This window comes from Streptomyces niveiscabiei (genome assembly GCF_001419795.1).
GTDB lineage: Bacteria > Actinomycetota > Actinomycetes > Streptomycetales > Streptomycetaceae > Streptomyces > Streptomyces niveiscabiei.
This window is the reverse complement of sequence record NZ_LIRL01000563.1, coordinates 1-10,274: the sequence shown is the minus strand read 5'-3', so window position 1 is coordinate 10,274 and position 10,274 is coordinate 1. Positions and strand designations below refer to the sequence as shown.

The following is a 10,274-nucleotide window of genomic DNA, read 5'->3' as shown; positions in this document are numbered from 1 at the left end:
ACCTCCTCACGCCAGGCCGCCCCACCAGCTGACCCCACCCCTCACTTCTGCGGGGCGGCCGTCGACACCGGCTCCGGCCGCCCCGCAACACCGCGTACCTGCCCACCCCGAGCACCGCGCCCGCCCTCCCAGTCGGGTGTGGCGCTCCCCGTTCCCACCACCCGTCAGCACACCGAGAGGAACCGCGTGCTACCCACCCTTATCACCGCGGCGCTCGCCATCGTCGCCACCCTGCTGGGTGCGATCGTCTCCGGCCGCTTCCAAGAGCGTGCCGCCGAACGGCAGGTGCGCGCCGCCCACGGCGCAGTAGTCCGCCGCGACCGTCTGGAGGCCGTCACCGCACTCGCCTGCGCCGCCTCCGACCACCGCACGGCGATGTGGAGGCGCGGCGACGCCGTCCTCAAGCAGGCCGACCCCGAACGGATCGAGACCCTGCGCGGCGAGAGCCACATGACCCGCAGCGCGGTCACCCGCCCACTGTTCGCCCTGCGCATCCTCATCGAGGACCCGGCGGTGCGCGCCGCTGCCGACCGCATGATCACGCTCACCTACGCGATCCGGCAGGCGATCCCCACCGCTACGGCCGACACCGACCGCCAGGCGGCCAAGCAACGGCTCACCGAGGCCCGCGAGGCCGCGAAGGTCGCCGCCGACGACTTCGTGAACACCGCCGCCCGCTACCTGAGCCCGTCCATGCCGACCGTCACCCCGCACGCCACCCACGAGGAGCCGACCCGATGAAGCGCCCCCTCTTCCGCCGCTGCGGTCACGCCCCCGGCACCCTCGCCCCCGAGGACCAGGCCGTGGTCGACCAGTTCCGTGCGACGCTCGCCGCCCTGCGCAGCCCGCAGCCCTGGACGCCCGGCAGCGCCCAGGACATCGCCGTACGCGTCGGCCCGTTCATCGAGCGCGCGCACCCCCGGCCCGGCGACGACCACGGACCCGACATGATCGCCGTCGCCCTGGTCCACCCCGACACCCCGCACGCCGGCGCCTACCTCCACGGCCGCCAGCTCGGCTACACCAACCGCGGCTGGCTCCGCTGCCAGACCAGCGCGATCCTCGGCTTCTGGCAGCCCGGCTACACGATGCTCACCCACGCCGCCGCCGGCCTGCCCCTGCCCGACGACGTCGGCATGGAACTCGCGCACTACGCCCTCTACATCGAGGCCCGTCGGCGCGACGACAGCCGCGACGGCTACACCCTGCTGCGCCTCGGTCCGTACACCCAGACCCGCCACGCCCAGCAGGACCACGACCGGATCACCGCCGCGCTGGACGGACGGGAGACCACCCTCGTGCCCAGCCACCGCGTCTCCGTGCGGTACGCGCCGTTCGACGTCAGCGACCACCAGCTGTTCGCCGACCCGTACGAGGCCGACGCTCTGGCGCTCCTGGACGCCGCCGTCGCGGGGGTGAGCGCGTGACCTCGGCTATGTACGAGATCGAGACCAGCGAGGGCGACGACGGCACCATGCACCCCGTCGAACAGCTCTGGACGCCCGGCGAGGACGCGGTGGAGAACGGCTTCCTCGCCCACTCCGGCCTGGTCGTCACCGGGATCGACGACCCGACCGACGATCACCTCTACCCGGTTGCGTTCCTCGTGCTCGGGCATCAGAAGTGGGCCGCCGTCATCGAGGCCGCCGCCGCGTACATGGCGCGGATCCACGGGTGGCGGAACCTGCACCTCTACCCCGGCGACGACCCTGCGGTCCTCATCCCCCGCATCCCGCGCGCCGTCCAGACCCACGGCGTCTTCTTACGACACCCGCACCCGGACCACGGCTGCGGATGCGAGTGGGACGACACCTGGCGCATGGTCTGGGCACCCGCCACCGAACCCGGCGCCATCCCGATCACCGCACTCCGGCACCCGGCTGCGCCGGTGACCGCCGCCAGCATCCCCGACCCCGACGCAGGCGCGCCCGCGACCTGGGCAGACTGAAAGCCGAAGGCCCGGCTCTTCCGCAGATCGATCGCGGGGGAGCCGGGCCTTCGTGCGTTTCAGGGCCAGGAACGGGGTGAGGCCCAACCGCCGGCGGTTGGGCCTCTGAGGTTTTCTGACTGACCAGGCTCCGCCCCGTGGGGCGATGCGCAGCCAGGATGCTGTCCGTCGGGACGGGCAGGCTCCCCGTTCTCAGGGGAGCACCTCGAACCTGACCCTGTTGTCCCATGACCAGGACGGTCACCGCAAGCCAACACGCCTTGTCCGGCGGGGCGTTCGAATTGCCTGGTCAACGGCCTCGCCGTGTTGAACGGAAGCGCCCCGACCAGTCCAGCGACCAGGCGGGGCGATCCAGTGTTTCACCCGCTACGGTTGCGGGCTATGCGAGAAACACAAGGAGAGACCGTACAGGTGTCGCCGCTGAGGGACGACCTGGCGTTCCTCGACATTGTCACGGACTGGGACATTACGTCGGGGTACCACCAGTGGAAGGCCGGCATCGTCGTCCCGGACACGTTCCGGCCGACCGTGGACCTGCCCCGGGTCATGGCGATCGCCAACCAAAAGGGCGGCGTCGGGAAGACTCTGACGACCTTCGAGCTCGGCATGGCCCTCGCGGCACGAGGGCTGCGCGTGCGCCTGATCGACGCCGACCCGCAGGTTGCCTCCCTGACCTCGTGGCTCAAGATCCTCTACCCCGCCGATCTCCCCACCGATCAGCGGCGCAGCCTGACCGACGTCTACTTCGACCGGTGCACCCTCCGGGAAGCGACGTACCAGACGATCTACGAGAACCTCTACCTGGTGCCGTCCTTCCCCGACCTCGCCACAGTCGAGACGGAGCACCCCACCGGCTACGAGACGTGCCTGCGCTTCCACCTGTGGGAAGAAGAAGACGACGTCGACATCACGCTCATCGACTCCGGCCCCAGCCTCGGCAGCCTCACCGTGTCCGCCCTGGTGGCCGCTCGTGACGTGCTGGTTCCCGTACAGGCCGCGAGCGGCCTCGACATCGAAGGCGCTGCCGCACTCCACCAGACCCTGCGCACCGTCACCACGCGCATGAACCGCAGCCTTCGCGTCGCCGCGGTCTTCCTGACCGACTTCACGCGATCCAAGCTGGCCCGCACCATCGGGTCCGAGATGGCGAAGGCGTTCCCCGACGCGCTAATCGTCCCCGTCCGCACCTGCGTTGAGATCGGCAACGCGCAGCTGAGCAAGCAGGCCCTGCGCGCGCACACGCCGGAGGCGACGACGACCCTCGACTACGACCGCGCCGCCGGCCTTCTCCTCAAGGGAGCCGCCCGGTGACTTCGTCGATCGCGAGCATGTTCTCCAGCGGTGACAGCACCACCGGCAGCCCGGCCTCCGCGGTTGCCGCTCGCACGGAAGCGATCCTCGACGGGCGGCAGGCAGCAGCAGATCCGATCGCGTCGCTCAAGGAGCTGGCCGACTCCCTGCCAAGCCTCGATGAGGTCCAGGCCGTCGGCGAGGACGACACCTCGGAGCTCACCGATACGGAGCGACAGCAGAAGGACAAGACCGAGAGCGTCATCCGCACCGCCGTCGCCACGGGCAACACCGCGATCTGGGTCATCGCCCAGGGCCTGGAGCGCGCAGCCAAGGGCAAGTGGTGGCGCCGCAGCCACTCCACCTACGCGGAGTACGTCAACGACCTCACGGGCCGTTCAGCCTCCTACATCCGCCGCCTGCGATCCGGCGCCCCGCTGGCCCTGGAGACGGCCGCTCAGACCGGACGTGTGCCGAACCCGGGGCAGATCGAGGAAACCCGCAAGACGCAGCGGCAGCACGGCACCGAGGCTGCGATCCTGCTCTTCCAGGTCGTCAGCGAGGTCACCGAGGAACTGGGTGACAAGACCACCGCCGAGACCCTGGAAGCCGTACGCAAGGAACTGCCGCCCGCGCTCCCCGAGTTGCCGGAGCAGGCTCGCGCCACGATCGAGCGCGTTACCCGCCGCACGCTCGGAGACGGCGGAGGCGATGACGACCCTGCATCGTTCGAAGAAGATTCGAACGATGGCGTGCGAATTCGCACGCCGGACGGTGAAGGGCCGGCGGTCGAAGCTCAGGAAACCGGTGGAGCGGGCAGCGAGGGCGACGACATCGAGGACGCCGAAATCGTTCCCGAGCACATGGTCGCCCTCAAGGACGCCCTCAAGGCGCTCAACACGGTGAACCGTGCGATCACCAAGGACGTCTTCGCTCAGGCCGCCGCCGACCCGGATGACGCGAAGGAATACGAGAAGGTCCGGCAGGACATCCTCAAGAAGGCCACCGCGATCCGGAACAAGGCGCTGCACGCCCCCCAGGGGTGACGCTCCAGACGCACCCTCAGTGGCCCGCAGTCCTCCCGGCTGTGGGCCACTGGCATGAGGGCCGGTCGGCGCCTCGCGGGCAGGCGCTTCAATTGAAGCGCTCTTGTTCGATTCGAATTCGAACGCTCGCGTGCGAATTCGCACGCCTCGGCACCGAGTCAGGGGCCGGTGAGGATGTCGTGGGTGCCGATGCGGCGCCAGACGATGTGCTGCTCGCCGGGGACTATCGGCGTCCCGTACTCCCACGTTGCGCGTCCTGCGGGGCCGGTGCCCATGGACCAGGTCAGCTCGTAGATGCCGGGCGCGCGCTGGACGCGCTTGACGCGGAGGCCGGCGCGGAAGCGGCCGGTGCGCAGGTCCTCGACGAAGGCCGCCACGGTCTGGCGGAAACGGTGGCGCTGTTCTGGGGTGAGGCGGTCCAGGTCGGTGGTGAAGCGCGGCAGGGTCTCGTAGGTCGGCACGTCGGTCCTCCAGGCAGCAAGAAGCCCCCGGCACTGCCGGGGGCGGAGAGTCGGTGACGTGGTGCAGGGCGCGGCGTCTTTGGCCGCCGGGTGGGGGAGCGGTACGCAGATGTGCGCTGGTTGACGGTGGAGTCGTCTGCTGGCGTTTTTCGGTGTTGGTGAGGCGCGTGTGACTGGTGGTCGCGCAGCATTTACATGGCCTTGGTGGTGTCCGCCGGGCGGGCACGGTGCCGCCGCGAACGCCCGCCGGGCGGGATCGGCCGTGAAGTTCCGGTGAACCCTCCCGCCTCACGGGATCGCGCTTTTTTTGCAGGTCAGAGCCGGTGTGTGCTGTGGCGATGCTGAGTGTCGCGAAGATCCAGAGGCGCAACGCGTGGCGGTACTACATACGCGGAGTGGCGTTCGGGGACGGCCGCCGCCCGGCCGGGCAGTCGTTGAAGGACGCCCAGGAGCTGGCCGGGCTCCCACCGGGACGGTGGCTGGGTCGTGGTCTGCGTGCGCTGGGGCTCACCGAGGGCGCGGAGGTGTCCGAGCGTCAGCTGGAGCTGCTGTTCGGCGAGGGCCGGCACCCGGACGCCGACCGCATCGAGCGCGGCCTCCTGGACGACGGCGTCGACGCGGCGACCGCCCGCCGGCTGACCGTCCTGGGACAGCCGATCGAGGAGATCGAGGCCCGCAAGCAGACCCCGCTGCTCGGCATGGACTTCACCTTCCGGCCGCAGGCGTCGCTGGTCGTGCTGTGGGCGCTGGGCGACGCTGCCACGCGTCGGGTCATCGAGCGGGCCCACGAGCGGGCCGTCGCCACGGCGCTGCGCTGGCTGGAGGATGAGGTTGCCGAGACCCGGTGGGCGTCAGGCCGCGGCCGTGCGAAGACGCCCGCGCTCGTGGTCGCCGCCTTCCGGCACTTCGACAACCGCGACGGGCTGCCGCTCCTGCATGAGCACTGCCTGATCCTCAACCGCGTTCAGCGTCTGGGCGCCGACGGTGAACCGGTGTGGGGCGCTCTGGACACCTACCGCCTCTACCAGAACGTGGTGGCCGCCGGGACGCTCTACACCCTGGTGATGACGACCGAGGTGTGCGAGGCCCTGGAGCTGGCGACCGTGCCGCGCGAGGTCACACCGGGCCTGCGTCCGGTCATGGAGATCGCCGGAGTGCCCGAGGACCTCATCAACTGGTCGGCGTCCCGCCGCCAGCGCATCGAGGACGCCCTGGAGGTGCTCACCGACCAGTACGTGAAGGACCACGGCCACCTGCCCTCAGAGCGCGGCCGTCACGGACTGGGCTGGTGGGCGGCGCAGCAGACCCGGCCCGCGAAGAAGAAGCCGAAGCCGCTTCAGCAGCTGCTCGCGTGGTGGCGCGCCTCCGCGATCCTCCGCTTCGGCCAGCAGCTCATCGACAGCCTCCTGGACAGGTGCCGGGCAGCCGGAGCGGCGATCCGGGCACGGGTGGGTCCCACCGTAGACGTGGCGCTCGCCGCCGTCGACGTCGCCGCGGTCGTCTTCACCGTGCGCGAGAAGTCCTCCCGCCGCCACATCCTGGCCGAAGCGCGCCGGCACCTGCTGGAGACGCTGCGCGGCCGCGAGTTCACCCGCGGCCTGGACGACTGCATCGCCCACCGGGCCCTGCTCCGGCACTCCCGCCGTCACACGGTCACGAAGCCCGGCCGCCAAGCGCCGGCGGCGGACCGGATGACCTACACCGCCGACTTCCCGTTGCCGCACCGGTGGTGGATCGCTCCCGCCGAAGGCACGCCGCCACGGAAGTCCAGCCGCTACGAGCGGGCCCGGGTCGCCGTCCAGGCCCGTCAGCAGGCCGCGATGCCCGAGGAGCACCTCGGGGGCCGGACGACCGACACGGCGACGTGGTCGCGCACGCCGGAGAACCTGGAACGGCTCGCCGACGTCACCCGCACGGCCAACGCCCGCCGCCGCGCCATCGAGGAGAGAGAAGTGCCTGCCCCTGCTGCCGACCCGGCTGGATCGGCCGATCGGCGCCGCCAGGAGCACGAACAGCAACCCCCGTACAACGGTTCCGGTCCGGTCCCCGCCGCGCGCCCGTGAACGTCGGCCGTCATGCCGTGTGTCGGCCGAGCCGCAGGGTGACACGGCAGCACGCAGGCGGGGGCTGGCGCAGGCCTATGCGCCACCGCAAGGATGAGGGCGGATCATCCGACGGCAGATGGACGCGGTGCGGTACGAGGTACGGTCCGACAGCGAGGCGTTTTTCCACACCTACAGGGGAGCGGCGTTCTATTCCCGGATGCCGGTGACCTGCTGGGAGTGCGATGCGCGGACCGGCCTGACGCTGACGGCGCAGGGCGAGGACACCCGGATTACCTGCCCGCAAGGGCACATGACCCGGGACGGGCGGCTGTCTCCCGAGGCCGTACGCGACGTGGTCCGGGTGGCTGTGGAGGCCGGTGTCGACGTGGTCCCGGCCGATGCCGAGATCGAGCTCCGGGTGGTGCCCAAACCCCAGGTCCTGCCCGAACTGGAGGACATGACCCACATCCCCTGAACGTGCCGCCGCAGGCCTCGAAGTGCGCGAGTGCATTCCACGCCTGCATAGGAGCGAGGTGGGGCAGACTTGCAGCCATGGCTCTCGATCCCTACACCGTTCTGCCCCGGTACGTCGACCGGTACTGGGCCGCCCACGGCGGCAGCGACCCCTACAGCGATGCGTGGCCGTGGGCGGAAGCCGTCGTCCGCTGGCACCAGAACCTCCCGCTGGCACCCGGCCGCGCCCCCGTGCCCGGAGATGATCCGCGAGCAGTCGACCACCTGGTGGCTGCGGTCGCCGAGTCCCTCCGGATCGCGATGGGATGGACCGGCGCCGCGATCGGGGACCTGGACCTGGACCGGCTCGGATCCGAGCTGCGCACCTGGACCGAGGACGAAGACGAGGACGGGGCCAGGCTCGCCCCCGGCAGCGCCGGGTGGCCGGCCCCCACCGGCCCGTACGCCGACCGCTGGCACGCCCTGACGCACCTGGCCGACAGCGACCCGGAGCAGTGGGAGCAGGTACTCGGCTCGGTATACCGCGCGTTCGGGGACCTGATGGCCCATGCGCGGCGCTCGCCCACCGCCCATCTCGACGGCGCTTCGTACAGTGCGGTGAAGGAGTACCGGCTCGAGCGGGCGGGCGACTACCGGGCCTTGGCCGAAGTCGCCCCCTCTCTGGGCATGTCGCCCGTGCCTGTGTGTGATCCCCTCCGGTATCAGGGGTACGGCCTTGTCACCGTGACCGAAGCTGGTGCTGGCTCATGACTGCCGCCGACCTGACGCCCCGCGAGATCCTCAAGGCCGTGGCCTATCTCGAAGCGGTCTGGAGCAGCAACACGACTATGGTCGCGTCGCTGTCGGCTCGCAGCGACGGCGAGCGGGACATCCTCGACCTGGTGATCGACCTTGCGGACAAGGTGGGGCAACTAGACCTCGCTGCCCGTCACGGTATCCAGGACGGAACGGAAGAGGAGCAGCTGGCTGCCGCACGCGCGATTGCCGATCCGGCTGCCGGTCCCACCGCGAGCCTCATGTACACGTGGCGGGCGTGGGCCAAGACCGCCGAAGGACCTGCGGTCCGGGAGCTGAGCCTGTCCGTGATCGGGTACCTGGTGCTGATGACGCGCGCGGACGACGTCCCGGAGGCGCTCGAGGCGATAAAGGCGCCGATTCTCTGCGAGGGTCGCCTTTTCCTGGAGCCTAGGCAGGGTGCTGGCGCAGAGCATGCCGGGTCCTCGCCGATCGTCAGTACAGCCGGCCTCCTCCGCATGGACGCGGTCAGAAGTCTCTGGCAGCAGGCCGGGGAGCTCGCTTTCCCGGTGTCGGGCGAGTCGAACAACGGGGAGTGGAGGCAGGCGGTCTACAGGGCAGCGGCGCTCCTGGAGCCGGTGTGGCCCCGGGACTACACGGCCGGCCCGTTCACCTGGGGCCTGCCCAGCGTCGCCTTCGCTCTCTACGCCGGGATTCCGGGCACAGCACCGGAGTACATGGAGGTGGAGATCCTCTGGGATGTGCTCACCGACCACCGGCGGGGCCCAGCTCTGGACAGGTCGCCGGAGGCCGCCGTCCGTGAAGGACTGGTGCAGCGGGGTCATGACCTGGAGGACGACTCGCAGCTGTCGCAGCTGTTTCGCCAGCTCACCGCGTACATTCCGCCGGTCAGGGAAATACTTGGACTCGAGTTGCCAGCTGGCGAGCAGAGTCCGGGCGGCACGCTGATGGCGTTCGGCGCGCAGTGGGCGGCTCGCAAACTTGCCTATCACCAGCGCCAGCCCTGACGATCGGGTGGGGTCCACCCGGTCTCCGATCTGGTGTGTTCCCTCCTGGAGAGCCTGCGGGGCGATGACGTCGTCCAGGACAATGACCGTCATGGCGACTCTTGTGATCGAGCAGCTCAGGCAGTGGCAGAGCGAAGACGAAGGCGGTCCGCAGACATGGTCTGCCGCGTGGGAGCAGGCGATCGACGTTGCAGAGCCTGTCTGGACGGGGCGGGACATCACCTGGGACGGCATGCAGCTGGCCGAAGGGACCGTCGGGCTCGCCGCGGCCTTCTATCGCATCGCTGCTCAGGAGGGCATGCCGGTAGGGGAGATCACTCGCGATCAGGTCAAAGCGCTTCTCTCTCCTCAGCGGGGCATGCGTGACTCGGACGTCATCGCGGAGTGGGAGCGATGCCTGCGGCAGCTCGGACACGACCCGGAGGACGACACGGACAGGGTCTCCGTGCGCTGGCAGATGCTCCGCAGGGACGTCTCCCCGCCCGAGGACCTGCAGTTCAGCCTGGAGTACGGGCACAGCGAGTTCCGCTGGGGCCCTGCCCTGCTCGATTCGCTGCGGGCTCTCCTGGCACCGATCCACGGGCTGGAGTTCTGAGGAAGCGGTCGGGACGCCTGCTGACGAGCGGTGGAGTCCACCTGCATCCGCTCCACTCCGCCAGGAGTGGAGCGCGCTGCCCCAGGGTGGGGACCGCCGTGGGGCGGTCGCCGACCTCCACCTGCGGGTGATCGACTCAGGATGCGCAACAGCTTGTTACGCGCGCGGTCGGCGCAGGTTCTCCTTGGCCGACAACAGCCCGAGGGCAGCGTGCTCCTGGTGGTGGGCGTGCCAGTGTTCCGCCAGCGCGCGGTCGGTGAACAGGCCCAGGCCCCGCTCTGTCTCCGCCGTGAGGTCGATGTCGTGGAAGCGTGGGCCCTGGAAGTAGGAGACGTGGACGTCGGGCGGTGTCGGGGACGCTCACGCTAGAGCACACGGCCCGGTCCGGGCGGGGCTTCGCCCGCACGGTCAGCCCGCCGGGGGACGGACCAGTGAGCGTGATGCCAGTCACGGACAAAACGAGAGGACAAGGGGCGGTCAAGGGGCATACCGGACATCGGTGGCAGGCGAGCTTCAGACCGCGGCCAAGGGGTGGCTCCGCACGGTGGCCCCGGCCCGCCCGCGCACCGGCGCGCAGGCCGGAGCCACCAACCCGGCCGCACAGGTCGGAGAGAGCCGAGACGCCGATGCACAGCGAGTCCCCCGCCCCCCG

At 70.4% G+C, this 10,274-nt stretch carries 11 protein-coding genes; 10 read left to right on the top strand and 1 reads right to left on the bottom strand.

What is annotated here, in order from left to right; all coding sequences use genetic code 11:
* Nucleotides 1-186 precede the first annotated feature (186 nt).
* From AOK24_RS26315 to AOK24_RS26295, 5 genes are all read left to right on the top strand, one after another.
* Nucleotides 187-741 carry a hypothetical protein gene (locus AOK24_RS26315; protein ID WP_055722547.1) on the top strand — a complete coding sequence of 185 codons (555 nt, stop codon included), beginning with the start codon at nucleotides 187-189 and terminating at the stop codon, nucleotides 739-741.
* Nucleotides 738-1,427 carry a hypothetical protein gene (locus tag AOK24_RS26310; RefSeq protein WP_055722546.1) on the top strand — a complete coding sequence of 230 codons (690 nt, stop codon included), beginning with the start codon at nucleotides 738-740 and terminating at the stop codon, nucleotides 1,425-1,427. Before AOK24_RS26315 ends, AOK24_RS26310 begins: the two co-directional genes overlap by 4 nt.
* Nucleotides 1,424-1,948 carry a hypothetical protein gene (locus AOK24_RS26305; protein ID WP_055722545.1) on the top strand — a complete coding sequence of 175 codons (525 nt, stop codon included), beginning with the start codon at nucleotides 1,424-1,426 and terminating at the stop codon, nucleotides 1,946-1,948. Before AOK24_RS26310 ends, AOK24_RS26305 begins: the two co-directional genes overlap by 4 nt.
* A gap of 411 nt (nucleotides 1,949-2,359) precedes the next feature.
* Nucleotides 2,360-3,259 carry a ParA family protein gene (locus AOK24_RS26300; protein ID WP_055722544.1) on the top strand — a complete coding sequence of 300 codons (900 nt, stop codon included), beginning with the start codon at nucleotides 2,360-2,362 and terminating at the stop codon, nucleotides 3,257-3,259.
* A complete protein-coding gene (locus AOK24_RS26295) occupies nucleotides 3,256-4,284 on the top strand; it encodes a hypothetical protein (RefSeq protein ID WP_055722543.1) in 1,029 nt (342 codons plus the stop codon). The genes AOK24_RS26300 and AOK24_RS26295 overlap by 4 nt, the downstream gene beginning before the upstream one ends.
* Nucleotides 4,285-4,442: 158 nt before the next feature.
* Here AOK24_RS26295 and AOK24_RS26290 read toward each other — a convergent pair whose 3' ends face one another.
* The gene (locus AOK24_RS26290; RefSeq protein WP_055722542.1) at nucleotides 4,443-4,745 is read right to left on the bottom strand and encodes a hypothetical protein; all 303 of its coding nucleotides are present in this window, start codon (nucleotides 4,743-4,745) and stop codon (nucleotides 4,443-4,445) included.
* Between the two features lie 338 nt (nucleotides 4,746-5,083).
* On the opposite strand from AOK24_RS26290, the gene mobF reads away from it, so the two are divergent.
* The 5 genes from mobF (at nucleotide 5,084) to AOK24_RS26265 (ending at nucleotide 9,622) form a co-directional block, all read left to right on the top strand.
* Complete coding sequence (gene mobF / locus AOK24_RS46365; RefSeq protein WP_079056994.1) at nucleotides 5,084-6,808, top strand: MobF family relaxase; 1,725 nt, start codon at nucleotides 5,084-5,086, stop codon at nucleotides 6,806-6,808.
* Between the two features lie 118 nt (nucleotides 6,809-6,926).
* A complete protein-coding gene (locus AOK24_RS26280; protein WP_055722541.1) occupies nucleotides 6,927-7,265 on the top strand; it encodes a hypothetical protein in 339 nt (112 codons plus the stop codon).
* 77 nt (nucleotides 7,266-7,342) lie between these two features.
* Nucleotides 7,343-8,014 (top strand): hypothetical protein, encoded by a 672-nt coding sequence (locus AOK24_RS26275; RefSeq protein ID WP_055722540.1) that lies wholly within the window; start codon nucleotides 7,343-7,345, stop codon nucleotides 8,012-8,014.
* Nucleotides 8,011-9,027 (top strand): hypothetical protein, encoded by a 1,017-nt coding sequence (locus tag AOK24_RS26270; protein ID WP_055722539.1) that lies wholly within the window; start codon nucleotides 8,011-8,013, stop codon nucleotides 9,025-9,027. Before AOK24_RS26275 ends, AOK24_RS26270 begins: the two co-directional genes overlap by 4 nt.
* 91 nt (nucleotides 9,028-9,118) lie before the next feature.
* Nucleotides 9,119-9,622, top strand: coding sequence for a hypothetical protein (locus tag AOK24_RS26265; protein WP_159051987.1), 504 nt, complete (start codon nucleotides 9,119-9,121; stop codon nucleotides 9,620-9,622).
* Nucleotides 9,623-10,274: the final 652 nt, after the last annotated feature.